The organism is Alkalicoccobacillus plakortidis, from assembly GCF_023703085.1.
Taxonomy (GTDB): domain Bacteria; phylum Bacillota; class Bacilli; order Bacillales; family Bacillaceae_D; genus Alkalicoccobacillus; species Alkalicoccobacillus plakortidis.
The window spans coordinates 736,063-760,449 of record NZ_JAMQJY010000001.1 but is presented as its reverse complement, the minus strand read 5'-3'; the positions used below and the strand labels follow the sequence as shown (position 1 = coordinate 760,449).

24 protein-coding genes and 3 pseudogenes are annotated in these 24,387 nt (G+C 40.6%); 26 read left to right on the top strand and 1 reads right to left on the bottom strand.

Annotation, left to right across the window (positions count from 1 at the left end; all coding sequences use genetic code 11):
- The first annotated feature begins 9 nt into the window (after window positions 1-9).
- From sdaAA to rnc, 8 genes are all read left to right on the top strand, one after another.
- Window positions 10-894 (top strand): L-serine ammonia-lyase, iron-sulfur-dependent, subunit alpha, encoded by an 885-nt coding sequence (gene sdaAA / locus NDM98_RS04135; protein ID WP_251604838.1) that lies wholly within the window; start codon window positions 10-12, stop codon window positions 892-894.
- Window positions 891-2,942, top strand: a complete 2,052-nt coding sequence (gene recG, locus NDM98_RS04130; protein WP_251604835.1) for an ATP-dependent DNA helicase RecG — start codon at window positions 891-893, stop codon at window positions 2,940-2,942. The genes sdaAA and recG overlap by 4 nt, the downstream gene beginning before the upstream one ends.
- Window positions 2,943-3,035: 93 nt before the next feature.
- Window positions 3,036-3,599, top strand: coding sequence for a transcription factor FapR (gene fapR, locus NDM98_RS04125; RefSeq protein WP_251604833.1), 564 nt, complete (start codon window positions 3,036-3,038; stop codon window positions 3,597-3,599).
- Window positions 3,600-3,623: 24 nt separating this feature from the next.
- On the top strand, window positions 3,624-4,634 hold the full coding sequence (gene plsX, locus NDM98_RS04120) for a phosphate acyltransferase PlsX (protein WP_251604831.1): 1,011 nt from the start codon (window positions 3,624-3,626) through the stop codon (window positions 4,632-4,634).
- A 1-nt stretch (window position 4,635) separates the two neighbouring features.
- Entirely contained in the window at window positions 4,636-5,583 is a 948-nt protein-coding gene (gene fabD / locus NDM98_RS04115; protein WP_251604830.1) for an ACP S-malonyltransferase, read from the top strand.
- Window positions 5,583-6,326 (top strand): 3-oxoacyl-[acyl-carrier-protein] reductase, encoded by a 744-nt coding sequence (gene fabG, locus NDM98_RS04110; protein WP_251604829.1) that lies wholly within the window; start codon window positions 5,583-5,585, stop codon window positions 6,324-6,326. The genes fabD and fabG overlap by 1 nt, the downstream gene beginning before the upstream one ends.
- 99 nt (window positions 6,327-6,425) lie before the next feature.
- On the top strand, window positions 6,426-6,659 hold the full coding sequence (acpP, locus tag NDM98_RS04105; RefSeq protein WP_251604828.1) for an acyl carrier protein: 234 nt from the start codon (window positions 6,426-6,428) through the stop codon (window positions 6,657-6,659).
- Window positions 6,660-6,839: 180 nt separating this feature from the next.
- A complete protein-coding gene (gene rnc / locus NDM98_RS04100; RefSeq protein WP_251604827.1) occupies window positions 6,840-7,589 on the top strand; it encodes a ribonuclease III in 750 nt (249 codons plus the stop codon).
- Window positions 7,590-7,652: 63 nt separating this feature from the next.
- Here the strand turns inward: rnc and NDM98_RS04095 are convergent, their stop codons facing one another.
- Window positions 7,653-7,877, bottom strand: a complete 225-nt coding sequence (locus tag NDM98_RS04095; RefSeq protein WP_251604826.1) for a DUF1128 domain-containing protein — start codon at window positions 7,875-7,877, stop codon at window positions 7,653-7,655.
- 139 nt (window positions 7,878-8,016) lie between these two features.
- Here NDM98_RS04095 and smc point away from each other — a divergent pair.
- The 18 genes and pseudogenes from smc to sucC all read left to right on the top strand — a co-directional run bounded on the left by smc (window position 8,017) and on the right by sucC (window position 24,380).
- Window positions 8,017-11,584, top strand: a pseudogene (gene smc / locus NDM98_RS04090) (chromosome segregation protein SMC).
- Between the two features lie 11 nt (window positions 11,585-11,595).
- Window positions 11,596-12,595, top strand: a pseudogene (gene ftsY / locus NDM98_RS04085) (signal recognition particle-docking protein FtsY).
- A gap of 94 nt (window positions 12,596-12,689) precedes the next feature.
- Window positions 12,690-13,019 (top strand): putative DNA-binding protein, encoded by a 330-nt coding sequence (locus tag NDM98_RS04080; protein ID WP_251604825.1) that lies wholly within the window; start codon window positions 12,690-12,692, stop codon window positions 13,017-13,019.
- Between the two features lie 11 nt (window positions 13,020-13,030).
- Window positions 13,031-14,389, top strand: coding sequence for a signal recognition particle protein (ffh, locus tag NDM98_RS04075; protein WP_251604822.1), 1,359 nt, complete (start codon window positions 13,031-13,033; stop codon window positions 14,387-14,389).
- 99 nt (window positions 14,390-14,488) lie between these two features.
- Window positions 14,489-14,761: a 30S ribosomal protein S16 gene (gene rpsP / locus NDM98_RS04070; RefSeq protein WP_251604820.1), complete on the top strand. Its 273-nt coding sequence runs from the start codon at window positions 14,489-14,491 to the stop codon at window positions 14,759-14,761.
- A 22-nt stretch (window positions 14,762-14,783) separates the two neighbouring features.
- Window positions 14,784-15,014 carry a KH domain-containing protein gene (locus tag NDM98_RS04065; protein ID WP_251604818.1) on the top strand — a complete coding sequence of 77 codons (231 nt, stop codon included), beginning with the start codon at window positions 14,784-14,786 and terminating at the stop codon, window positions 15,012-15,014.
- Between the two features lie 81 nt (window positions 15,015-15,095).
- Window positions 15,096-15,518 carry a YlqD family protein gene (locus NDM98_RS04060; protein ID WP_251604816.1) on the top strand — a complete coding sequence of 141 codons (423 nt, stop codon included), beginning with the start codon at window positions 15,096-15,098 and terminating at the stop codon, window positions 15,516-15,518.
- On the top strand, window positions 15,502-16,017 hold the full coding sequence (gene rimM, locus NDM98_RS04055) for a ribosome maturation factor RimM (protein ID WP_251604815.1): 516 nt from the start codon (window positions 15,502-15,504) through the stop codon (window positions 16,015-16,017). The genes NDM98_RS04060 and rimM overlap by 17 nt, the downstream gene beginning before the upstream one ends.
- A complete protein-coding gene (trmD, locus tag NDM98_RS04050; protein ID WP_251604814.1) occupies window positions 16,014-16,745 on the top strand; it encodes a tRNA (guanosine(37)-N1)-methyltransferase TrmD in 732 nt (243 codons plus the stop codon). The genes rimM and trmD overlap by 4 nt, the downstream gene beginning before the upstream one ends.
- A gap of 149 nt (window positions 16,746-16,894) precedes the next feature.
- A pseudogene (rplS, locus tag NDM98_RS04045) lies at window positions 16,895-17,249 on the top strand (50S ribosomal protein L19).
- Between the two features lie 1,475 nt (window positions 17,250-18,724).
- The gene (lepB, locus tag NDM98_RS04040) at window positions 18,725-19,282 is read left to right on the top strand and encodes a signal peptidase I (RefSeq protein WP_251604811.1); all 558 of its coding nucleotides are present in this window, start codon (window positions 18,725-18,727) and stop codon (window positions 19,280-19,282) included.
- Window positions 19,283-19,290: 8 nt separating this feature from the next.
- A complete protein-coding gene (gene ylqF / locus NDM98_RS04035; protein WP_251604806.1) occupies window positions 19,291-20,157 on the top strand; it encodes a ribosome biogenesis GTPase YlqF in 867 nt (288 codons plus the stop codon).
- A 73-nt stretch (window positions 20,158-20,230) separates the two neighbouring features.
- Window positions 20,231-21,004, top strand: coding sequence for a ribonuclease HII (gene rnhB / locus NDM98_RS04030; protein ID WP_251604805.1), 774 nt, complete (start codon window positions 20,231-20,233; stop codon window positions 21,002-21,004).
- A gap of 20 nt (window positions 21,005-21,024) precedes the next feature.
- Complete coding sequence (locus NDM98_RS04025) at window positions 21,025-22,419, top strand: hypothetical protein (protein WP_251604804.1); 1,395 nt, start codon at window positions 21,025-21,027, stop codon at window positions 22,417-22,419.
- The gene (locus tag NDM98_RS04020) at window positions 22,412-22,594 is read left to right on the top strand and encodes a hypothetical protein (protein ID WP_251604803.1); all 183 of its coding nucleotides are present in this window, start codon (window positions 22,412-22,414) and stop codon (window positions 22,592-22,594) included. Before NDM98_RS04025 ends, NDM98_RS04020 begins: the two co-directional genes overlap by 8 nt.
- Window positions 22,591-22,875: an EscU/YscU/HrcU family type III secretion system export apparatus switch protein gene (locus tag NDM98_RS04015; protein ID WP_251604801.1), complete on the top strand. Its 285-nt coding sequence runs from the start codon at window positions 22,591-22,593 to the stop codon at window positions 22,873-22,875. The genes NDM98_RS04020 and NDM98_RS04015 overlap by 4 nt, the downstream gene beginning before the upstream one ends.
- 26 nt (window positions 22,876-22,901) lie before the next feature.
- A complete protein-coding gene (locus tag NDM98_RS04010; RefSeq protein ID WP_251604799.1) occupies window positions 22,902-23,084 on the top strand; it encodes a hypothetical protein in 183 nt (60 codons plus the stop codon).
- A 135-nt stretch (window positions 23,085-23,219) separates the two neighbouring features.
- Window positions 23,220-24,380, top strand: a complete 1,161-nt coding sequence (gene sucC, locus NDM98_RS04005; protein WP_251604797.1) for an ADP-forming succinate--CoA ligase subunit beta — start codon at window positions 23,220-23,222, stop codon at window positions 24,378-24,380.
- Window positions 24,381-24,387 lie beyond the last annotated feature (7 nt).

The following is a 24,387-nucleotide window of genomic DNA, read 5'->3' as shown; positions in this document are numbered from 1 at the left end:
GGAACTTGCATGTTTCGTAATGCAGCAGAGCTAGTTGAATTAGCAGAGTTTGACGGGATTTCTATTTCTGAGGTCATGATCAGACAAGAGGTAGAAGAAACTGGGCGATCAAGAGAACAAGTCTTTGAACAGATGAGAAAGAATCTAGAGGTAATGAAAGCAGCTGTGAAAAGAGGAACATCTGAAGATATTAAATCCGTTTCTGGTTTAACAGGTGGAGATGCTAAGCTTCTACAAGAATATATTGCTAAAGGACAAACACTTGGTGGCGACTTTTTATTAGATTCTGTGAGTAAAGCGATGGCAACGAATGAAGTGAATGCAGCGATGGGGATCATTTGTGCAACTCCTACCGCGGGTGCTTCTGGAGTTGTTCCGGGTGTTTTATTTGGCATGAAAGCTAAATTGCAGCCAACAGACGAACAAATGATTCACTACTTATTTGCCGCGGGAGCCTTTGGATTTGTTGTGGCTAACAATGCGTCCATTTCAGGTGCTGCGGGTGGCTGTCAAGCTGAGGTGGGTTCTGCTTCGGGCATGGCTGCTGCTGCGTTAGTAGAGCTTGCTGGAGGCACGCCACAGCAATCTGCTGAAGCCTTAGCTATTGCCTTGAAAAATCTACTTGGGCTTGTATGTGATCCAGTAGCTGGCTTAGTAGAGGTACCCTGTGTGAAGCGTAATGCGATGGGAGCATCAGTCGCGATCACAGCTGCAGATATGGCGCTAGCTGGAATAAAAAGTCGTATTCCATGTGATGAAGTCATTGATGCTATGTATCGAATTGGACAAACCATGCCTGTTGCCCTTAAGGAAACGGCGCAAGGTGGACTGGCGGCTACACCAACTGGTCGTCGTCTTGAAGCTGAAATTTTTGGAGTGTCAATGGATAAATGAATATAAGACCGTATGAACGTTCTATTTTAGACGTGCATGGAATTGGTGAAGAGAAAGCCAAACTGTTTGAAGGTTTAAAGTTACGAACGGTTGGAGATCTTCTGGAGTATTTCCCTTTTCGCTATGAGGATTATAAGCTAAAAGATCTACAAACCGCAGAGCATGACGAACGAGTGACAGTTGTGGGTGCGATCCATAGTGAACCATCCGTCCGCTACTATGGAAAGAAAAAGAATCGTCTTTCTTTTCGAATGCTAGTAGGTAGATTACTTGTTACCGTTACGTTTTTTAATCGAGGATTTTTGAAGAATCAGCTATCACTTGGTGCTGAGGTGACTGTATCAGGGAAATGGGACCGGCATCGAATGACGATCACTGGTACAGAATTGCATAAAGGAGTCATGCAGCAGGAACAAACCATTGAACCGGTATATTCTGCTTCAGGTACTGTCACTAGTAAAATGCTAAAGGCTGCTATTTCATCTGCATTAAAGCAATTTGGTGCGGATCTACCAGAGCCATTGCCAGAAGCTGTTAGGACAAAATATAAATTATTGAACAAACAAGAAACCGTTCAAGAGCTTCATCATCCATCAGGCCAACATGCGATAAAACAGGCCAGACGCAGAATGGTCTATGAGGAGTTTCTTTATTTTCAATTAAAGATGCAATTATTTAAGAAAAATCAACGAGAGCAAAATAGTGGTCAGTCCATCTATATTAAGTCTGAGCATATTCATACCTTTACCTCATCGCTACCTTTTCCATTGACCAATGCACAACAACGTGTGATTCAAGAGGTAATTAAGGATGTAGCCTCTCCTTACCAAATGAATCGCTTATTGCAGGGGGATGTAGGGTCAGGAAAAACAGTAGTAGCGGCAGCGTGTTTGTATGGTGTTATTTGTGAAGGCTATCAAACAGCTTTAATGGTTCCAACTGAAATCTTAGCTGAACAACACCTTGAATCATTAAAAAGCTGGCTTGAACCATTAGGAAAACGAGTGGAATTATTTAGTGGTTCTCTTAAAGGAAAACGCCGACGTGAACTGCTTGAAGAGCTTGCAGAAGGACGTATTGATCTAGCGGTAGGAACACATGCACTAATTCAAGATGATGTCATATTCAAAAATCTTGGCTTTGCGATAACCGATGAACAACACCGTTTTGGCGTGAATCAACGAAGACAATTACGTAATAAAGGTCAGCATGCAGATGTTTTATTTATGACAGCAACACCCATTCCTAGGACACTGGCAATCTCAGTTTTTGGGGACATGGATGTATCGATTCTTGATGAAATGCCAGCTTGGAGAAAACCAATTGAAACCTATTGGGCAAAACACGATATGCTTGAGCGAGTGCTAGGTTTTGTGGAAAAAGAATTAACACAAGGTAGGCAGGCGTATGTTATTTGCCCGTTAATTGAAGAATCAGAAATGCTCGATGTACAAAATGCATTAGATGTTCATCAAATCCTGACAGATTATTTTAAAGATCGATTTCATGTCGGATTAATGCATGGCAGACTTACTTCTGAAGAAAAAGATCAGGTTATGGAATCATTTGATCAAAATCAGACGCAGGTATTGGTTTCAACGACAGTTGTTGAGGTTGGAGTGAATGTCCCAAACGCAACGATGATGGTCATTTATGATGCGGATCGTTTTGGTTTAGCACAGCTACATCAATTGCGTGGACGTGTTGGTCGAGGAAGCGCTCAGTCGTACTGTGTCTTATTAGCTGACCCGAAAACGGAAAATGGACGCGAGCGAATGAGAATTATGACGGAGACAAATGATGGGTTTGTTCTTTCAGAAAGAGACCTTGAACTACGAGGACCTGGTGATTTTTTTGGAGCAAAGCAAAGTGGACTTCCAGATTTTAAAGTAGCAGACGTTGTTCATGATTACCGAACTCTAGAGGTAGCAAGGCAGGACGCTAGCGCCTTAGTAGAATCCAATCATTTTTGGAATGACCCAGAGTACAGTGTCTTAAGAGATTATTTAAAGACAACTGGTGCACTTGATCAAGGTAAATTGGATTAGCAGTTGAAATAAACGACCGATAATGTTTATACTAGTCTTAGGACCTAGTCATAAGACTAGTAAGGTTAGGATGAGTAAGGGGGACAGCTAAGAATGCGACGCAAAAAAAAGGATAGGCAAGCACTTCTTCAGGAGACATTGCAGCAGCAACCATTTATGACAGATGAAGAACTTGCTACTCACTTTGAGGTAAGTATTCAAACGATTCGTCTTGATCGTATGGAGCTGTCCATCCCGGAATTACGTGAACGGATTAAGGGTGTTGCAGAGCTACAGCTTGATGAACTGCAATCTATTTCCGCAGAAGAAGTGTTTGGTGAGATTATTGATTTGCAATTAGATGAGCGAGCCATTTCCATTTATGAAGTGAGTACAGAAGAAGTATTCAGTAAGTCTGGTATTGCTCGTGGCCATTATTTATTCGCACAAGCTAATTCGTTGGCGGTTGCTGTGATTAATGACGAACTTGCGTTAACAGCCAAAGCAACCATTCGTTTTAAACGTCAGGTACATAGTGGTGAGCGGGTTGTTGCCAAAGCAACGGTGACTCGAATTGAAAAAGAACGAACAATGGTTACGGTTGAGAGTTATGTTGAGAAAGAAAAAGTGTTCTCAGGAGAATTTATTATGTACCGTTCAAGTCCAAAGAGCTTATAGCTTGAAGGTGAAGGAGGAAGACAAGTGAAAATCGCTCTAGACGCAATGGGAGGAGATCATGCTCCTAATGCACAGACTGAAGGGGCAATGAGAGCCATCCAAGAATTTAAAGAGCTTGAAATTACACTCATTGGAGATGAGCAATCCATTCGATCTCATCTGACAAATGATGAACGAATTTCAATTATACATACAACGGAGAAGATTGAAGATACGGATAAGCCAACACATGCTGTTCGCCGGAAAAAAGATGCCTCCATGGTTCTTGCTGTGCGAGAAGTGAAGGAAGGTAGAGCGGATGCCTGTATCTCCTCTGGTAATACCGGGGCCTTAATGACAGTTGGGCTTTTGTACGTGGGGAGAATTAAAGGTGTTGATCGACCCGCACTTGCACCGATGCTACCAACGATGGATGGAAGTGGATTTTTGTTATTGGATGTTGGAGCAAATATGGACGCAAAACCACAGCATTTATTGCAGCACGCCATTATTGGCAGCACGTATATGCAGCTTGTCAAAAAAGTCCAAAAACCACGCGTTGGACTATTAAATGTTGGAACAGAGAGTGGCAAGGGAAACGAACTGACAAAGGAAACGTTTCCACTTCTCGAGAATTCTGATCTGAATTTTATTGGAAATGTTGAAGCGCGCGACCTGTTAGATGGAGCGGCAGATGTCGTTGTGTGTGATGGTTTTTCCGGAAACTTGGTGCTAAAAACGATAGAAGGTACGGCGGCATCACTATTTGGATTAATAAAAAAAGAATTAACAAAATCCGTGAAAAATAAGCTTGCAGCAGGTGTGCTGAAACCAAGCTTTCGTGATATTCGTACAAAGATGAGCTATTCCGAATATGGAGGTGCTGGCCTATTTGGTTTAAAAGCGCCTGTCATAAAAGCTCATGGATCATCAGATGAAACCGCCATGTTTCATGCCATCCGTCAAGCAAAGCTTATGGTTGAGCAACAAGTAGCAGCACTTGTAAAAGCTGAGCTTGCAAAAATGCCTCAAGCTGAGGAAGAAAAGGGAGAGTAAAATGGGGAAAATCGCTTTTTTATTTCCGGGACAAGGATCTCAAAAGGTAGGTATGGGTGCCGATTTATTTGAAACGGAGCCTTTATGCCGAAACATCTTTGAACTAGCAGACAACACATTAGATTATTCACTAAGTGCCATTATGAAAGAGGGACCTGATGAGGTTCTAAGAAGAACAGAGAACACGCAGCCTGCCCTTGTTACTATGAGTTTGGCTGTGCTTGAGTTAGTAAAAGAAGCTGGGATTAAACCTGATTATGTGGCCGGTCATAGTTTGGGAGAATATAGTGCGTTAGCTGCGGCTGGTGCATTGTCTTACGAAACAGCCCTGCAGTCAGTGCGGAGCCGAGGACTGTTTATGGAAGAAGCAGTTCCATTTGGTGAGGGATCAATGGCTGCCGTTCTTGGTCTGGATGCAGACAGTTTACGTGCAATTGAAACAGCGGTAGCAGAAGCAGGAGAAGTTGCCGAACTAGCTAATTTAAATTGCCCAGGACAGATAGTCATTTCTGGTACTGCAAAAGGTGTTGAGCTTGCTGGTGTCAAAGCAAAAGAAGCTGGTGCGAAACGAGTGTTACCGCTTCAAGTTAGTGGACCTTTTCATTCTAGTTTAATGAAACCAGCAGCAGAAAAGCTAGCTGCGTTGTTAGCAGAACAAGACATTCATGATAGTGAAATACCGGTTATTGCAAATGTCACCGCCCATGAAACAACCGAGGGTGTTGCGATTCGTCAACAACTAGTGGAACAAGTCTATTCTTCTGTTCGTTGGGAAGAGAGTATCAAACATTTAATTGAACTTGGTGTTGATACATTTATTGAAGTAGGATCAGGGAATGTCTTAACTGGATTAATGAAAAAAATTGACCGTAATGTCTCAGCCTATGCTGTTTCAGATCGAGCAAGTATTGAAAACGTAGTGATGAAGTTAAAGGAGGCGGCAGAATAATGTTACAGGATCAAGTAGCAATTGTAACAGGCGCATCTAGAGGTTTAGGACAAGCCATTGCAATGGAGCTTGCCCAAAAAGGGGCAAAGATTGTTGTGAACTATGCGGGCAGCCAAGTAAGAGCTGAACAAGTGGTTCAAGATATTAAGTCAATTGGCGGAGAGGCAATTGCTGTGCAGGCTGATGTTGCAAATACTGAGCAAGTCCAAGCACTAATCAAACAAACGATTGAAGCATTTGGACGAATCGATATCTTAGTTAATAATGCGGGGATTACACGTGATAATCTGTTGATTCGCATGAAGGAAGATGACTGGGATGCAGTTGTGAACACAAATCTGAAAGGTGTATTTAATTGTGCCAAAGCGGTATCACGTCAGATGATGAAACAACGGTATGGTCGAATTATTAATGTATCTTCAGTTGTTGCTGTAATGGGTAACCCAGGTCAGGCGAACTACGTAGCAGCAAAAGCAGGTGTGATTGGATTAACTAAATCCATGGCAAAAGAGCTTGCTAATCGTAATATCCATGTGAATGCCGTTGCGCCAGGCTTTATAGAGAGCGATATGACAGAAGTACTAAGTGAGGATGTAAAAGCACAGTATCTCACTCAAATTCCTTTAGGGGCGCTAGGAGAAGCTCGACAGGTCGCATCTGTTGTCCGTTTCCTTGCAAGTAGTGATGCAGATTACATGACTGGCCAAACTTTACATGTAGATGGCGGTTTAGTGATGCCATAAAGTGAATTCAGCGGCAAAGTGCTTCTTGACAGCAACATCAATTGCCGTTAAAATTCATCTAGCCAAGATACAATCTTTTTTGAGAGGAGGTGAATGAACATGGCAGATACACTTACACGTGTAACCAAAATTGTTGTCGACCGTCTTGATATCGAAGAGGCGCAAGTTAAACCTGAGGCATCTTTCAAAGATGATTTAGGAGCAGATTCACTAGATGTGGTGGAACTGGTTATGGAACTTGAAGACGAATTTGACATTGAAATTTCTGATGAAGAAGCAGAGAAAATTGCAACTGTTGGAGACGTCATTACTTACATAGACAGCCAGCAGTAATAATTTGAATCCCATGTGGCACTGCCATGTGGGATTTGCTGTTTATCTACCATAGTATTATGCAACTTTTGCATAGCTTTTTGTAAAAACTTTGATACAATTTACTTGTACGTTTATTTTCCGTGTTGGAGGTCACCATGCCACATCAATCAAAACCCTATCGTAGATCAAGAAACCATCATGACAAAAAAGGCGCTTGGACGTCGTCTTATCTTGTCCGAAGAACAAAAACGTCAATTTGATGACCTGCTAGTCCGCACTGGATTAACATTTGAAAACCGTAAGTTGTTGATTCAGGCTTTTACTCATTCATCTTATGTGAATGAGCATCGCTTATATGCCTCGACAGATAATGAGCGACTGGAATTCCTTGGAGATGCTGTACTTGAGCTTGCTGTTTCCCAGTTTCTATACAAAAAATACAAGAATATGAGTGAAGGTGACATGACAAAGCTTCGAGCTTCCATTGTGTGTGAGCCATCACTTGCCCGTTTTGCAAATGAATTAGATTTTGGCAAACTTGTATTGTTAGGAAAAGGGGAAGAAGTAACAGGAGGACGTGTTCGTCCTGCTCTACTCGCAGATGTCTTTGAAGGATTTATCGGTGCGTTATATCTCGATCAAGGATTGGATGCTGTGTATTTATTTCTTAGCCAAACCATGTATCCAAAGATTAATGAGGGTGCTTTTTCGCATAAAATGGATTTTAAAAGTCAGCTTCAAGAGTTTATACAACGAGACGGACTTGGTGTCTTGCAGTATGTCATTGTACAAGAGCGAGGACCAACTTACGACCGTGAATTTGTTTCAGAGGTTCAGTTAAATGGAACAAGCCTTGGAGATGGCGTCGGCCGTTCAAAAAAAGAAGCAGAACAACTGGCAGCTAAAGAAGCATTAGTGAAATTAAATGCTAATGTGGAGAGCAGGTAATTTTTACAGATTGAATGCACGTAAAAAAGGCTGTCGATTAGGACAACAGCCTTTTTTACATGGTTATGATTTACGTAACTGCCCAAGCTCAGAAACAATTGCCTCCATTTCTCTTACAGAAACAGAACGTTGTTTTTGAACCCACTCATAGATGTCACGAATGTCTTCATACGTAGATGGTTCAAATTTCTCGGCGTTTAATGCACCAGCATTGACTGTTTGAAGCTTGTTTTCAATCTCTTTAAGCATATAATTCATATTTTCAGTTGTGTTTAATGTTAAGTCCATATTGAACCTCCTTTTTCTTTACATAAGGCTTATCCTATCATACTCATATCAGTTTGTCTCACCCTTTAGAAAACCTAATATAAGTCACTAAAAATATGCTAAACTATAATTTGAAGTTCATAGAGCAAGGAGGGAATGAATGTTCCTCAAACGGTTAGAAGTCAAAGGATTTAAATCCTTTGCTGAACAAGTAAATGTAGAATTTGTTCCAGGTGTGACAGCGGTAGTTGGTCCAAATGGAAGCGGAAAAAGTAATATCTCAGACAGCATTCGCTTGGGTACTGGGAGAACAGTCAGCCAAATCATTACGTGGAGCAAAAATGGAAGACATTATTTTTGCAGGTAGTGATTCAAGAAAATCTGTGAATGTAGCAGAAGTCAGCTTAATTCTTGATAATGACGATCAACATCTAAATATTGATTACAGTGAAGTTAGCGTAACAAGGCGTGTGTATCGCTCTGGTGAGAGTGAGTACTTGCTTAATCGCCAACCATGTCGATTAAAAGATATTGTTGAGTTGTTTCTTGATTCCGGACTTGGACGAGAAGCTTATTCAATTATAGGTCAAGGAAAAATTGAAGAAATATTAAGCAGTAAATCCGAGGATCGACGATTGATTTTTGAAGAAGCAGCTGGTGTTTTAAAGTATAAAACAAGAAAAATCCAGGCTGAAAAAAGACTCAATGAGACACAGGAAAATGTCAATAGAGTGGAAGATATCTTGCATGAACTTGAATCTCAAGTAGAGCCTCTTCGCGCGCAGTCATCGATTGCCAAGGAATTTTTAGAGGCAGATGAAAAGCGCAAAAAAGAAGACATATCGATCACCGCAGCCGAAATCAGTGACCTTCATACTCGCTGGACAGAAGCAAAAGACAAGCTGGAGTCTTATAAGGTTCAGCTGGAGGGTCACGCGCAACACATCCAACAATCAGAAGAGGCGCTTGCTACTTGTCGAGAAGAATCTAAGACAGTAGCAGAGGCTTTACAGGCGGCTCAGGAGCATCGTCTGACTGTGAGTGAAGCTCTAGAAAAAAATGAGGGTCGTCGAGGTATTCTGCAAGAGCGTAAAAAAAATGCTGTGCATAACATCGACCAATTAAAAGAAGATATTACTGAGAAAAGTGCCAAACTCGAACAGCTCATAAAATCAGCCGCAGAGCAGCAGGAACTTGTGCGAAACGAAAAAGCAGAGCTGAATAAATGGCGTGAGCAGCTTCGTTCGTTAGAAGACATTTTAACTGGAACCGGTCCTGGAATTGAAGCCAAATTAGATCAGTTAAAAGCGGACTATATTGAAGTACTGAATGAACAGGCATCGATTCGAAATGAACAGCGTTATTTAGAGGAACAAAAGCGCCAACAGAATTTTAAGCAAGACCGATTACAAAAAGAAAACGCGGACTCAAAGACAAGCCGTGAGACGCTTGCCAAAGAGTTACGTGAAGCCCAAGATCTAGCGACTCAGATTAAACAGAAGCTAGAACAGCTTGAACATAAAGAGCAAGAGCTACTCACAGCCCAATCAAAGCTTGAAGAAGATTATCAGCAAAGTGAAACGCGGCTATACGAAGCCTATCGAATCCTGCAAAAAACCAAATCAAGAGCAGAGGCTGTTCGCGAGATGGAATCCGATTTTTCCGGTTTTTTCCAAGGTGTAAAAGAGATTCTCAAGGCTCGAGATGGAGCGTTGTCAGGTATTGCTGGAGCTGTAGCTGAACTAATACGTACAGAAAAGCAATATGAGTTAGCAATTGAAACAGCCTTAGGTGCAGCGGCACAGCATATTGTTGTGCACAATGAACAGAATGCGCGTGATGCCATTCGACTCTTAAAACAAAAACGCTTAGGGCGCGCAACGTTTCTTCCGTTATCGGTTGTCAAACCACGTATGATTGCAAATGCACAGCTGCAGCTAATCGAAAATGATGATCAGTTTGTTGGTGTAGCCTTACATTTGGTGAACTATGACCCTTCTTATGAACAGGTTTTAGCTAACTTATTAGGATCAATTGTGGTGGCAAAAGATTTACAAGGAGCAAATATTCTAGCAGCTCGTACCGGTCATCGTTTTCGCATTGTCACATTAGAAGGTGATGTGGTGAATCCTGGTGGTTCTATGACAGGTGGTAGTGTGAAACAAAAGCAGTCTTCTCTTGTGGGACGAAAACGAGAACTTGATGAGTTAACGCTGCAAACGGAAAAGCTTGAGAAAAGTGTTTATCAGCTTGAGCAGCAAATTCAAGATAAAAAGAACAGTCGGGTTGAGATCCGAAATGAGCTGACAACTTTGCAGCAATCAAGTCAATCCAAGCGATCAGAATGGCAGGAGCAGCGCTCGAAGGTGAAAGAACTAGAGCTAACTCAAGCAAATGTCGAGCAGCAGTATGTCCGAATGGATCGTGAGGAAGCGGCCGCCCAAAAGGAACAACAAACGGTTGCCTCAAGATTAGCGAGTTTGACGGAATCGCTAGAAAAGGCTACTCAAAAACAAAATGAGTGGAAGCTCGAAATTGAAAAGCTTGAAGAGCAATTAAAACAGCAGCAGAACTCACGAGAAGATCTGCAAGAACAACTGGTAGGTGTGCGAATATCAGAGGCAGAATCAAAGCAACGAGTGAAGCATGTAAGTGAACAGGCGCAATATTATAACCAACAGCTTGTTGACCTTAAAAAGGATCTGAACAATCTCCGAGAAGAGTATGACCTGTTATCTTCTTCAATGGACGAGGGCTCAAACGGAGAAGAAAATCTCACGGAACAAATCCGCTATTTTAAACAAGAGAAAGATCAGGTTCAACAGAAGTTAAAAGAACTAGAAGAGAAACGAGCTCATCTAGATGATCGTTATGCCGAGCTTGAAGACGCACTTAAACGAAATCAAAGCTACTATGCGATTGCTCATGATGATTACAAACATCAGGATGTTAGAATGAACCGCTTGGATGTAGATTTAGAGCACCGATTAGAAAAACTACGAGTTGAATATGAGCTATCCTTTGAGGCGGCAGTGAAAGAATATCCGCTAAATGGTTCACTTGATGATGCAAAAACAAGATTAAAACTAGTTAAGTTAACGATTGAAGAGCTTGGTCCTGTAAATATCGGATCGATTGAAGAGTTTGAGCGTGTATATGAACGCTATTCGTTTTTAGTAGAACAGCAGCAGGATTTACAAGAAGCAAAAGAAACCCTTCATCAAGTCATTGCTGAGATGGATGAAGAGATGACGAATCGATTTGAAGCAACGTTCAGTCAAGTGCGTGGTCACTTCCAAGAGGTCTATCGCAAGCTGTTTGGCGGAGGAGAAGCAGATTTAGTGCTTACAGATCCAACGAATACGCTTTCGACCGGGGTTGATATTATGGCTCGACCTCCAGGTAAAAAGCTACAGCACCTTGCCTTACTTTCAGGCGGAGAGCGTGCATTGACGGCGATTGCCCTGCTATTCTCCATCTTAAAGGTTCGCCCTGTTCCATTTTGTGTATTAGATGAGGTTGAGGCAGCACTTGATGAAGCAAACGTTAGTCGTTTTGCTCAGTATTTAAAAGATTTTTCAGCTGCTACTCAGTTTATTGTCATTACACACCGCAGCGGCACAATGGAAGAAGCAGATGTCCTTTATGGCGTAACGATGCAAGAATCGGGAGTATCTAGACTTGTTTCGGTTAGACTGGAAGAGACAAAGGAACTAATTGAAAACTAGGAGGAGAACAGGTGAGTTTTTTTAAGAAACTAAAAGATAAGATTTCGAATCAAACAACTGAAGTAACAGACAAATTTAAAACTGGATTAGAAAAGACTCGTGAGTCCTTTGCCGGCAAAATGAATGAGCTTGTTTATAAGTATCGTAAAGTGGACGAGGACTTTTTTGAAGAGCTTGAGGATCTATTAATTAGCTCTGATGTGGGTGTGTCTACAGTTATGGAATTAATTGATCAATTAAAGGATGAAGTGAGGCTTCGTAACTTAAAAGTTACAAAAGACGTTCAGCCAGTCATATCTGAGATCTTAGCTAGCATGCTTGATGAGGGAAAAGAAGCTCAAGAACTGAATTTGCAAACAGATGGGTTAACGATTGTACTTGTTGTTGGCGTTAATGGAGTGGGTAAAACAACTTCAATTGGTAAAATGGCTCATTACCTCACCCAAGAAGGCAAAAAGGTCATGCTTGCAGCAGGAGACACGTTCAGAGCCGGAGCAATTGACCAGCTTGAAGTATGGGGAGAGCGTGTAGGTGCCGATGTCATTAAGCAGCAAGCAGGTTCAGACCCAAGCAGCCGTTATGTATGATGCCATTCAAGCTGCAAAGTCTCGAGGAGCAGATGTATTGCTTTGTGACACAGCAGGTCGTCTTCAAAATAAAGTGAACCTAATGAACGAACTTGAGAAGGTCAAGCGTGTCATTGAACGTGAGGTGCCTGGAGCTCCACATGAGGTACTACTTGTTCTTGATGGAACAACTGGTCAAAATGCAATGGTCCAGGCGAAAACATTTGGTCAGTCAACAGATGTTACAGGCATTGTTTTAACAAAACTTGACGGAACAGCTAAAGGCGGAATTATCATGGCCATTAAACGTGAACTGGATATTCCGGTGAAGTTTGTTGGACTAGGAGAACAAAAAGATGACCTACAGCCTTTCCAAGCAGATCAGTTTGTCTATGGTCTCTTTAAGGATGTGTTAGATTCGCCTGAAGACGTGCATCCTAGCTGATGATCGTTGTTAAGAAAAAAACTTGACACAGGAGTCGCTCTGCTGTAATATAAATTCTCGTAAAGGGGAATCACTTAACAAGGGGTGAAGCTTCGTGCTAGAGAAAACGCTCAGAATGAACTATTTGTTTGATTTCTATCATTCCCTGCTCACTCTGAAGCAGCGCGAATATATGTCCCAATATTATTTAGATGATTTTTCCCTTGGTGAAATTGCCGAGCAGTTTGAAGTCAGTCGACAGGCAGTATATGACAATATCAAACGAACAGAAGCGATGCTTGAGGAATATGAAAACAAGTTGCAGCTTTTAGAGAAGTTTGAGAAACGAACTAGTCTGCTGGCTCAATTAAAAACAGCTATTCAACAGAACGCGGCTCCTGAAGAGATGCAGAGTCTTATAGATATGATTCGGAAACTGGACTAGGAGGCGGTAACATGGCATTTGAAGGCTTAGCTGAACGGCTCCAGGGTACACTTACAAAGATTCGCGGTAAAGGTAAGGTAAGCGAGCAGGACATTAAAGAAATGATGCGCGAAGTCAGGCTTGCACTTCTGGAAGCTGATGTAAACTTTAAGGTCGTTAAACAATTTATAGCTGATGTAAAAGAAAAGGCACTTGGCCAAGACGTTATGAAAAGTTTAACTCCTGGTCAACAAGTCATAAAGGTTGTAAATGAAGAGCTCACCGCTTTAATGGGTGGAGAGCAAAGCAAGTTGGCTGTCTCCTCAAAGCCTCCAACTGTTATTATGATGGTAGGTCTACAAGGTGCCGGTAAAACAACGGCATCAGCCAAGCTTGCGAGTCATCTTCGCAAAAAACACAACCGTACGCCGCTTTTAGTGGCAGCGGATATCTATCGACCGGCTGCAATCAAGCAGCTTGAGACGTTAGGTAAACAAATTGATATGCCGGTCTTTTCATTGGGAGATCAAGTAAGCCCTGTTGAGATTGCTAAGCAGGCTGTAGCCAAAGCGAAGGAAGATCATCACGACTATGTGTTGATTGATACAGCGGGACGCTTACATGTGGATCAAGAATTAATGGGTGAGCTAAGCCAGATTAAGGAATCGGTTGTACCAGATGAAATTTTACTTGTTATTGATGCAATGACAGGTCAAGATGCAGTAAATGTGGCAGAAACTTTTAATGAACAGCTTGGCTTAACGGGTGTGATCTTATCTAAGTTAGATGGAGATACTCGAGGCGGTGCTGCGATTTCAGTAAAAGCTGTGACAAATACGCCAATTAAATTTGCTGGTACAGGTGAAAAAATTGATCAGCTTGAGCCATTCCATCCAGATCGGATGGCTTCCCGTATTCTTGGTATGGGTGATGTGCTTTCACTCATTGAAAAAGCCCAAACCAATGTTGATGAAGAAAAAGCGCGTGAGCTAGAGAAAAAGATGCGCAACGCTGATTTTTCATTTGACGACTTTTTAGAACAGCTTGAACAGGTCCGCAGTATGGGACCTCTTGAGGACTTGCTTGGCATGATGCCTGGTATGAAAAAAGCCAAAGGCATGAAAGACTTGCAAGTAGATGAGAAACAAATTGGTCGTGTGGAAGCGATTGTGCGTTCCATGACCAAAAAAGAGAAAGTGGATCCGTCCATTTTGAATGGAAGTCGTCGCCGGCGAATTGCAAAAGGAAGCGGCACAACCATTCAAGATGTTAATCGTCTGCTGAAGCAGTTTGAAGATATGAAAAAGATGATGAAGCAGATGACGGGCATGCAAAATGGCAAAGGTCGCAAACGCGGCAAAGGTATGGGTGGCTTTAAGCTACCATTTTAGAAAAAATCTATTTTCACCCTACAAGATACTTCTTGTAGAAAAGTGGAATTGATGATATTATACTAAATTGTGTAAATAATCTTGGAGGTGTACAGCGAAATGGCTGTTAAAATTCGACTTAAACGTATTGGTTCAAAGAAAGCTCCTGTCTACCGTGTAGTGGTAGCAGATTCACGTGCTCCACGTGATGGAAGATTCATCGAGGAAATCGGAACGTATAACCCGATTGCTCAACCTGCTCAGTTTACTGTAAAAGAAGACAAAGCACTTGACTGGATGTTAAAAGGTGCAAAACCTTCTGACACCGTTCGTAACCTTTTCTCAAAAGAAGGTTTAATGGAAAAGCTTCACAACGCAAAAAACCAAAAGTAATTTTCTCTCGAGGTGATCTGTGATGAAAGCGTTGGTTGAACATATAGCTCAATCACTTGTTGATGATCCGGAATCCGTTAAGGTTGAAGAGCATCAAGAAGATCAGACAGTCTATCTACGATTAACGGTTCATCCGGATGATATGGGAAAAGTGATTGGTAAAAACGGACGAACAGCAAAAGCTTTGCGCTCAGTTGTGTACGCAGCTGTTAATAAGCAAGGTAAAAAAGTAAAGCTGGATATCGTTGAATAAGGAAAGGGTGAGGGAAACCTCTCCCTTTTCTTGTATGTCTATCTATAGAAGCCTGATTTCAACAAATTGGAGTGTGATGACATGCAGTTTTTGCAAACCGTTTCCATCAAACAAGTCCTAACAGCGAACAAAAAAGAGCGATTAACAAAAGAACTGAATCAAGAGATGGACAAGCTTCAACGGGAAATTGAACAGTTCCATTTTCAATTGCACAAAGCAATTAAAAAATCAGAACCCGTTTCCCAAGAGCAACAAATCCGCATGCGTTATGAACAAGAAATCAATAAACGAACAGATAAAAGAAAAAGCCTTGAATTTAGACTCCAACAGCTTGATCGTCTACCCATAGATTCTGAAATTGCAGGTGGTCAAACACAAGCGATTGTAGAGCTTACGATTGGAGATAGGTGGCCAGACCAAGAGCAGCAGCTTGAGGTCGTAGTGCGAGATGGAATCATTGAACAATTTCGAGAAAGTAGGCGTTCTGATGACGGAATGGTATAAGGTAGGACAGCTTGTTAATACTCATGGAGTACGTGGTGAGGTGCGCATTCTATCTACTACAGATTTTGTAGAAAAAAGATTTGCAAAAGGAAGCACTCTTGCCATTAGGCAGGAAAATGGTACTTATCTTAACTTAACAGTGAAAACACATCGTAGTCACAAACAATTTGAGTTGCTAACGTTTGAAGGGTACGAGAATATCAATGACGTGGAACCTTTTAAAGGACAAACTTTATATGTATCTGCTGATCAACAGGAAGAACTTGAGATTGGTGAATACTATTATCACGAAATTATTGGCTGCACGGTTATAAGTGAAGAAGGACTAAAAATCGGTCGAGTGATTGAGATTTTAAGTCCAGGAGCTAATGATGTCTGGGTTGTCAAAAGAGAAGGTCAAAAGGATCTGCTTGTTCCTTATATTGAATCGGTTGTTCGTGAGGTCGATATCAATAACAAAACGATTACGATTCACTTGCTAGAAGGATTGGATGTATGAGAATTGATGTTTTAAGTCTGTTTCCAGAAATGTTTCAAGGCGTTTTCGGTAGTTCGATCTTACGATTGGCACAAGATAAAGGACTTGTTTCTTTGAACGTGACAGATTTTAGAACCTATTCAACAAATAAACACAACCGTGTTGATGACTACCCTTATGGTGGTGGGGCCGGAATGGTATTGACGCCACAGCCGATTTTTGATGCTGTGAGTGATGTAAAACAAGCGGATATAAACCCTAGAGTTGTGTTACTTTGCCCTCAAGGAGAACCGTATACTCAGCAAAAAGCGGAAGAGTTCTCTAAGGAAGAGCAACTTATCTTCATTTGCGGCCATTATGAGGGATATGACGAACGGATTCGTACGCATCTTGTGACAGATGAGATTTCACTTGGTGACTACGTTTTAACCGGTGGTGAGCTCGGTGCAATGGTTATTGTTGATAGTGTAACGAGACTACTTCCAGGGGTACTAGGTAACGCTGAATCGGCAATAACAGACTCATTCTCAACAGGAATGCTTGAGCATCCACAGTATACTCGACCTGCTTCTTTTCGTGGGTTGGACGTGCCTGAGGTCCTACTGTCAGGTCATCATCAACGTATTGAAGAATGGCGAACGCAACAATCGCTTAAACGAACATTTGAGCGACGTCCTGAGTTGCTAAATGAAGAAAAGATAACACCTAATCAACAAAAGTTGATAGATGAATGGAAAAAAGAGATGTAAGGTAAAAAAGCTTGGCATTTGTTAAAAAGGATCTTGTGTCACTCTTTTATCTATGCTACTATAGTACTTGTGGCAATTCGCCCGTTATTAAGATGTTCCGCTGCGGCGACCCGACATGAACGTCTGTTTGGAAGGAGGGGAATACGACTATGAGCAACATTATTACAGAAATTACGAATGAACAGCTTCGCACTGATCTTCCAAGCGTTCCGTCCTGGTGACACATTAACGATTCACGTTAAAGTTGTTGAGGGAACTCGTGAGCGTATCCAGCTTTTTGAAGGCGTAGTAATCAAACGTCGTGGATTCGGAATCAGCGAAACATTCACAGCTCGTAAAATTTCTTATGGTGTAGGTGTTGAGCGTACATTCCCATTACATTCACCTAAAATCGAAAAGATTGAAGTGAAACGTCGCGGTAAAGTACGTCGTGCTAAGCTTTACTATCTACGTAACCTACGTGGAAAAGCTGCCCGCATTAAAGAACTACGTAAAAAAGCGTAATAGGCGTTATATCAATGATTTAACGTTATCAAAAAGAGCGTTTCCCACGTATGGGAGGCGTTCTTTTTTGCGTCGATTCAACGCTATTATGTCGTTACTAAAATCTAAAGGTCACAAACCTTTTAGGAATCGCGTTGTTCTTAACATTTCAAAGAAAGAGATAATGCAAAGAAGACAGGTAGACGACTCGAATGATAAAAAAAGCAGGCTCACCGAATGGAGACCTGCGAAGAATATTAGTTTGCTCTACTATAAAATCTTTTCATTATGTATAAGAATAATATAGTGATGGGAGCTATTACTGGAGCTACTAAGAATAAAATCATCCATTTTGTGAGATTCCACATTATTAAAACTATAACATGGAGTATAATTATATGACCTTTAAAAAGAAAGCTAATAATGCTGTCCCAAGCTAATGTTGCAAAGGGAAATAAAAGGCCACAGAGAATAAAATATAATTTTTCTCCTTGTGTAGAAGCGACCTGAAAATACAACCAAATAAAAGTAAAGGCTATTAAGTAGGATTTAACAAGATAAGATATACTAATTGTCGAGAAAATACCTTTAAAAGATGAAACAACCGAATTCAATCTTTTTACCTCCTTTAAGACTAGTTTCATTGTACCGTTTAATTTACAAATTGTATTCGATTTAAAATGCTGAATTATATCCAAAGTAACTACTACGTACTCCATTGTGTATTCAATTTTCTCTTAATTGTAGTTATATGCCTTGATAATAAACTGGGGAATCTAAATAGTTTTAAACTTTTTAATTCGTTGTGAAATCTAGGTAATTCGTTTTTAATGAAATTCTTAAGATGAATGTCGATATATATGAGGATTGGTGATCCTCAAGGAGGTTAATAAAAAATGAATATCGGTAACAATAATTTATGCCCAACATGTAAATCGAATTTAGTTGAAAGCTTTGATGACAAAGTCATTGAAGAGGAAAGTTGAAGCTTCCTCATCGAAATTCAATCGTTTTTAGAATGTGATAAGTGTGGGCACAAACGAAAGATAAACAGCTAAAACATTCTAGGTTGTGGGTCAATTACAACATCAACTGGAAACTTCATTTGGATCGCTTTGTAGAGAGATGATAGCTTTACACCTTTGTTCGTGGAAATTTATACGAGAATAGGGTAACGATGCGGAATTGGTCAATAAAAAGGGTTTGACTATCGAATTTACATAAGGTATATTCTTCTAAGAAAAATAGCAGAGTTTGTTGTTGTAAAGAGGTACGGACTTTTCTTTGATATATTGTTTGGCTTAAGTTAGTCGTCAATAAGATGCAGAAGAAGCTCGGCTAGGCCGAAGCTTCTTTTTTTAGCTGAACATATAAAATGCCCCAAACAATACATTCTCGTCATTACTATTCACAGTGTGAATATGATAAACTATAGAAAGAAATGATAACTCTGTGATGCGACTTTATGTCTACAGCCCGTTGGAGGTTCTGTAAAAATGAAAAAAGAACGATCAGAGTCATGGGAATGGGTAAAAGCAATCGTTATTGCGCTTTTATTAGCATTTGTGATTCGAACCTTCATGTTTGCCTCCGTTGTAGTAGATGGAGAATCGATGCAGCCAACTTTAGAACCTAATGATAAGATGATCGTAAATAAAATAGGATTGCAACTAAGCGAGCCTAAACGTTTTGATATCATTGTTTTTCATGCTCCTGGAGGAAATGATTATATTAAACGTGTAATTGGTTTGCCAGGTGAAGAAATAGAATATAGAGATGATACGTTATATATTAATCAAGAGCCTGTTACTGAACCGTTTCTTGATGATATGAAAATGTATTATGAAGGGGAAGTTTTAACGGGTGATTTTAAATTAGAGGAATTGTCTCCTGCATTTGATTCGGTTGTACCCGAGGACTCGTATTTTGTTATGGGGGATAACCGGAGACGTAGTAAGGATAGCCGTGATATTGGTTCGATTCATAAACAAGATGTGATTGGTGAAGCCAGTCTCACGTTTTGGCCAATTAAAAATATAAAAATAACAGAGTAGGTGTAGGAATGGCAATACAATGGTACCCAGGCCACATGGCTAAGGCACGCCGTGAAGTAACAGAGAAACTGAAATATATTGATGTTGTCATTGAACTTCTTGATGCAAGAGCCCCGCTATCTTCTAGAAATCCAGTGATTGATGAATTAGCTGAAGGAAAACCTCGTTTAATTCTCTTAAATAAAACAGATCTAGCCGATCCCGTTCAAACCAAAGCTTGGTCCACTCATTTTAGAGATCAGGGAGCTTATGTCATTTCGATTAACTCTCAAAATGGACAAGGTACGGAAAAGATTGATGCAGCTTGTAAGGACTTAGCCAAACCTTTATTTGAAAAGTGGCAAGCAAAAGGAATGAAACCTAGGGCGATTCGAGTTGTTATTCTAGGGATTCCGAATGTAGGGAAATCGACCCTTATTAACCGTCTTGCGTCAAAACGGACTGCTAATGTTGGCGATCGTCCTGGTATTACCAAAAAGCAGCAGTGGATAAAAATTGGAACATCTCTTGAGCTTTTAGATACGCCAGGTATTCTTTGGCCTAAGTTTGAGGATCAGATTACTGGATATCGATTAGCTGCAACAGGAGCAATAAAGGATGAGCTTTTAGATTTTCAAGATATTGCTCTTTTTGTACTAACGTACTTAAAACGCGAATATCCAAATCTAATCAAAGCGAGATATAAAGTAGATGAGCTTCCGGAAGACAACGTTGAGCTATTTGATTTAATTGGCGAAAAACGTGGATTTTTACAAAAAAGAGGCTACATTGATTATGATAAAACAGCAGAGACCATTTTACGTGAGCTTCGTTCTGGCACAATAGGGTCAATCACGCTAGAAAAGCCTACCGATATAGAGGAGAAAACCGTTTAAGGAGATGGCTCTTTAGGCGGTTTTTTCCTTTAAAAACATAATGAGTGAGACGATATACATAGGAGAGAAGACAATGCATAATCAATCGATTTCAACAATCAAGCAAATGCTAGATACAGCCTCAGGTGAGGAATTAAAAAACTACCTAGTTCAGCTAGAACAAGATAACAGAAAAGGTGTACAGCAATTACTGAAGCAAGTGAACCAGAAGCTATTAAAAAAACAAAAAGAGCTCGAGATGTTTGAGCAGATGCAAACATATGAACGCGATCTATCAGTGAATGGATTCAAAGCAATTGCTGGGCTTGATGAAGCAGGAAGAGGTCCATTAGCTGGACCAGTTGTTGCCGCTGCAGTTATTTTGCCAACAGAAACGACTTTAGTCGGTCTGACAGATTCTAAAAAACTCAGTAAAAAGCAACGTGAGTATTTTTTTGATGAGATAAAGCGACAAGCGATTGCCTACTCCATTCAAGAAGTAGATGTCAGTACCATCGATACAATCAATATTTATCAAGCCACAAAACAAGCAATGCAGCTAGCAGTTGAGAACTTAACAACTCAAGCGGATTATTTGTTGCTTGATGCAATGAACTTGCCAATGGAAGTGGAGCAGACCTCTTTAATAAAAGGTGATCAAAAAAGTCTGAGTATAGCAGCGGCCTCCGTTTTAGCAAAAGTGTCAAGAGATCGATTAATGGAAAAACTGGATGAATCCTATCCGGAATATGGCTTCTCACAGCATGCTGGCTATGGTACACCTACACATCTGCAAGCACTTAAGCAATACGGAGTAACGCCAGCACATAGACGATCCTTTCAGCCAGTAAAAGACCATATTGGATAACAGATAAGGAGGCAGAACGAATGTATGGAATTCATCAACTGAATTCTGGTGAGAAATTAGCAAACCGAAGTCAAACACCTCTTCTTTCACTTAAACCGGGGCAACTTTTCTCAGGAAAAGTAGTAAAACATTACCCTGAACAACTAGCTGCCTTGTCCATTCGTGGAATGACCGTGATTGCAAAGCTTGAAACGCCTGTAACCGCAGGAAGTTCTTATTGGTTTATGGTTCGTGAAGGGCAGGATCTTCCGAGACTGCAAATTGTACAACCAGATTCACCTCAAACCACTTTGCTGCCAGAAGCATTAGGGGGTTCAAAACTACCGACAAGCAAAGAAGCTCATACATTAATAAACCAACTAAAAACTTCAGGCATTCCTTTTTCACTCAATCAATTAACAGATGGGATCAATCTGCTTAAAACAAATTCAGTCCCTTCTAAAATTGGAATGGAAACAATTGGGTCTATGATTCGGCAACAGCTCCCTTTAACTTCGAGTGTGTATCATGCTTTGGCATCTTTGCAGCAAACAGATGGGCTTACAAATAGCCTTGAAGCAATCACGCAAGCATTTAAGGGTACAAACAAAGCAGAATCAGTAGATGTCTTACAAAGCATGCTCCAGCGAACACAAGGACCTACTACTCGGTCTCCAATTGACCATCTTATTCGTACTGTTATAGACCCGAATACTGATCAAGAGTCTAAACAAGCTGCAATTCGAGTATTGGCAAAGTTAGAATGGCCACAAATAACACCAACAACCACGTCAAGTGAGCTTTTGACAAAATGGAATGTAAAAGATGCCTCGTCAAATGGATCTCTCCTTGATCAAATTCTTCCTAATCGAGCGGATCAGAAAGAGATCCATGTGAAGTGGGCAACTATTTTTGAAGGAATTAGTCATGCAAAGGAAAAAGAGATCATCCAATCAGCACTGCGGCATTCAGTATCACAAACAGTGGTTGCAGATGGTAAACAATCTACATTTGCCAATCAGCTCATTGACTTGATTAAGCTTGTTGGCTACCAAGACGAGGCCAATTTACATGATGTAAAAACAACGCCTCCATCGATTAAAAATATCCTTATACAATTAATGAATGATGGCAGTACAACGGAGGTTAGGTCGCAAGCTGAACAGGCTCTTCATAAAATAACGGGTCATCAAATTCAGTCTCTTCCATCGGATTCCTTTTTACATCTATTGATCCAACTTCCTATAAAGCTTGGTGAATATCAAACAGATATGACGATGCAATGGCAAGGGAAAAAACAGGAGGATGGAACGTTAAATCCAGACAATTGTCGTTTACTGTTTTTTCTGGAGCTTGAGCGCATAAAAGAAACGATGATTCAAGTGACCATCCAGGAAAAAGGTTGTCCATGTTACGGTAACCAATCAAATGGATAAGCCATCATCGTTGTTATCTTTACTTGAACCACTTTTAAGAGAAAGTCTACAAAATCTTGATTATCAATTATCATCTGTTTCATGGAAAACATGGACCCCGGATCAAGTCGTACCAAGTGAACCACAAATCACTTCAAAACCAACTATTTATCAAGGAATGGATATTCGTATATGAAAAAAGAGTCTCTAAAAGCCGTTGCATTAAAGTATCTAAGTGATCAAAACGTAGCTCCGATTGTTGTTGCAAAAGGAGAAGGGTTCACTGCAAATGAAATCATAAAAACAGCTAAAGAATCTCAAATTCCAATCCAAGAGGATGAATCGTTAGTTGAACTATTAAGTCAACTAACTATACATGAATCGATTCCTCCAGAACTTTATGAAGTAGTAGCTGAATTGTTTTCTTTTATTTATCGTATCGATAGGAATCAAGAACCATCTTCCGAGGAAGACTGAAAAAAACAGTCTTGTGAGGTGCTTGGATGAGTAAAAAAAGAAATCAGAACAAAGAAGAGATTGGCAGTGAGTTTGGTGTATTTTCTCCGATTCATGAAACAGAATCAAAAGAAGCCATACATCGATTACTAAAGAAAAAAAGAAATTCTAAAAAAGAAAATGAGAGAGATTTACCCAAAAAATCGACAAAATCAGAAAAAAGATCATAGGTTTTATCTAATAATTGCGATTTGCTTCCCACGAGAGCCGAAAAAATGCTAAGATAGAATAGAATTTCACCGCATGAAGGGTGAAAATCTGAAAGGCATGCAAGCGCATGCAATCGACAGGAGGCAGGAGAGAGAATGAATATCCATGAGTATCAAGGGAAAGAGCTTCTTCGCCAATATGGCGTAGCAGTTCCGAACGGCAAGGTTGCGTTCTCTGTAGAAGAAGCTGTTTCTGCAGCGAAGGATTTGGCCTCTAGTGTATCCGTAGTGAAAGCACAGATCCACGCAGGTGGCCGTGGTAAAGCTGGTGGCGTTAAAGTCGCTAAGAATCTCGAAGAAGTACGTACATACGCGGAAGAGATCTTAGGGAAAGTACTTGTTACACACCAAACGGGACCTGAAGGTAAAGAAGTAAAGCGCTTACTCGTCGAAGAAGGTTGCGACATTAAAAATGAGTACTATATTGGACTTGTTTTAGACCGTGCCACATCAAGTGTGGTTATGATGGCTTCTGAAGAGGGCGGTACTGAGATCGAAGAAGTTGCTGAAGCAACTCCTGAGAAAATCTTCAAAGAAGTGATTGATCCAGCCGTTGGACTTCAAGGTTTCCAAGCACGTCGTCTAGCGTTCAACATCAACATTCCAAAAGAGCTAGTTGGACAAGCTGTTAAGTTTATGCTTGGACTATACAAGGTCTTTACTGAGAAAGACTGCTCGATTGCAGAAATTAATCCACTTGTAACTACTGGAGATGGAAAGGTCATGGCACTTGATGCCAAAATGAATTTCGACTCCAATGCACTATATAGACAAAAAGATGTTCTTGCATACCGTGATCTTGAAGAAGAGGATGTTAAAGAGATTGAAGCATCTAAATATGACCTGAGCTATATTTCATTAGATGGAAATATTGGTTGTATGGTTAACGGTGCAGGACTAGCCATGGCTACTATGGATATCATTAAGCATTACAGTGGCGATCCAGCTAACTTCCTAGATGTTGGGGGCGGTGCAACAGCTGAGAAGGTAACTGAAGCATTTAAAATCATCCTTTCTGATTCCAACGTAAAAGGAATTTTTGTTAACATTTTTGGTGGAATTATGAAATGTGACATCATTGCAGAAGGTGTTATTGCAGCTACAAAAGAAGTTGGGCTTGAGATTCCTCTAGTTGTTCGTTTAGAAGGAACAAATGTTGAACTTGGTAAGAAAATCCTTAAAGATTCCGGTTTAAATATCACCGCTGCAGATTCAATGGCTGATGGTGCACAAAAAATCGTAGCTCTAGTGAAATAGAAAGGCG

Bases quoted from the DNA above. Each gene is read 5' to 3' on its own strand.
- sdaAA (WP_251604838.1), top strand. From the start codon at position 10: ATGTTTCGTAATGCAGCAGAGCTAGTTGAATTAGCAGAGTTTGACGGG.
- recG (WP_251604835.1), top strand. From the start codon at position 891: ATGAATATAAGACCGTATGAACGTTCTATTTTAGACGTGCATGGAATT.
- fapR (WP_251604833.1), top strand. From the start codon at position 3,036: ATGCGACGCAAAAAAAAGGATAGGCAAGCACTTCTTCAGGAGACATTG.
- fabD (WP_251604830.1), top strand. From the start codon at position 4,636: ATGGGGAAAATCGCTTTTTTATTTCCGGGACAAGGATCTCAAAAGGTA.
- fabG (WP_251604829.1), top strand. From the start codon at position 5,583: ATGTTACAGGATCAAGTAGCAATTGTAACAGGCGCATCTAGAGGTTTA.
- acpP (WP_251604828.1), top strand. From the start codon at position 6,426: ATGGCAGATACACTTACACGTGTAACCAAAATTGTTGTCGACCGTCTT.
- rnc (WP_251604827.1), top strand. From the start codon at position 6,840: ATGACAAAAAAGGCGCTTGGACGTCGTCTTATCTTGTCCGAAGAACAA.
- NDM98_RS04095 (WP_251604826.1), bottom strand. From the start codon at position 7,877: ATGGACTTAACATTAAACACAACTGAAAATATGAATTATATGCTTAAA.
- ffh (WP_251604822.1), top strand. From the start codon at position 13,031: ATGGCATTTGAAGGCTTAGCTGAACGGCTCCAGGGTACACTTACAAAG.
- rpsP (WP_251604820.1), top strand. From the start codon at position 14,489: ATGGCTGTTAAAATTCGACTTAAACGTATTGGTTCAAAGAAAGCTCCT.
- NDM98_RS04065 (WP_251604818.1), top strand. From the start codon at position 14,784: ATGAAAGCGTTGGTTGAACATATAGCTCAATCACTTGTTGATGATCCG.
- NDM98_RS04060 (WP_251604816.1), top strand. From the start codon at position 15,096: ATGCAGTTTTTGCAAACCGTTTCCATCAAACAAGTCCTAACAGCGAAC.
- rimM (WP_251604815.1), top strand. From the start codon at position 15,502: ATGACGGAATGGTATAAGGTAGGACAGCTTGTTAATACTCATGGAGTA.
- trmD (WP_251604814.1), top strand. From the start codon at position 16,014: ATGAGAATTGATGTTTTAAGTCTGTTTCCAGAAATGTTTCAAGGCGTT.
- lepB (WP_251604811.1), top strand. From the start codon at position 18,725: ATGAAAAAAGAACGATCAGAGTCATGGGAATGGGTAAAAGCAATCGTT.
- ylqF (WP_251604806.1), top strand. From the start codon at position 19,291: ATGGCAATACAATGGTACCCAGGCCACATGGCTAAGGCACGCCGTGAA.
- rnhB (WP_251604805.1), top strand. From the start codon at position 20,231: ATGCATAATCAATCGATTTCAACAATCAAGCAAATGCTAGATACAGCC.
- NDM98_RS04025 (WP_251604804.1), top strand. From the start codon at position 21,025: ATGTATGGAATTCATCAACTGAATTCTGGTGAGAAATTAGCAAACCGA.
- NDM98_RS04020 (WP_251604803.1), top strand. From the start codon at position 22,412: ATGGATAAGCCATCATCGTTGTTATCTTTACTTGAACCACTTTTAAGA.
- NDM98_RS04015 (WP_251604801.1), top strand. From the start codon at position 22,591: ATGAAAAAAGAGTCTCTAAAAGCCGTTGCATTAAAGTATCTAAGTGAT.
- NDM98_RS04010 (WP_251604799.1), top strand. From the start codon at position 22,902: ATGAGTAAAAAAAGAAATCAGAACAAAGAAGAGATTGGCAGTGAGTTT.
- sucC (WP_251604797.1), top strand. From the start codon at position 23,220: ATGAATATCCATGAGTATCAAGGGAAAGAGCTTCTTCGCCAATATGGC.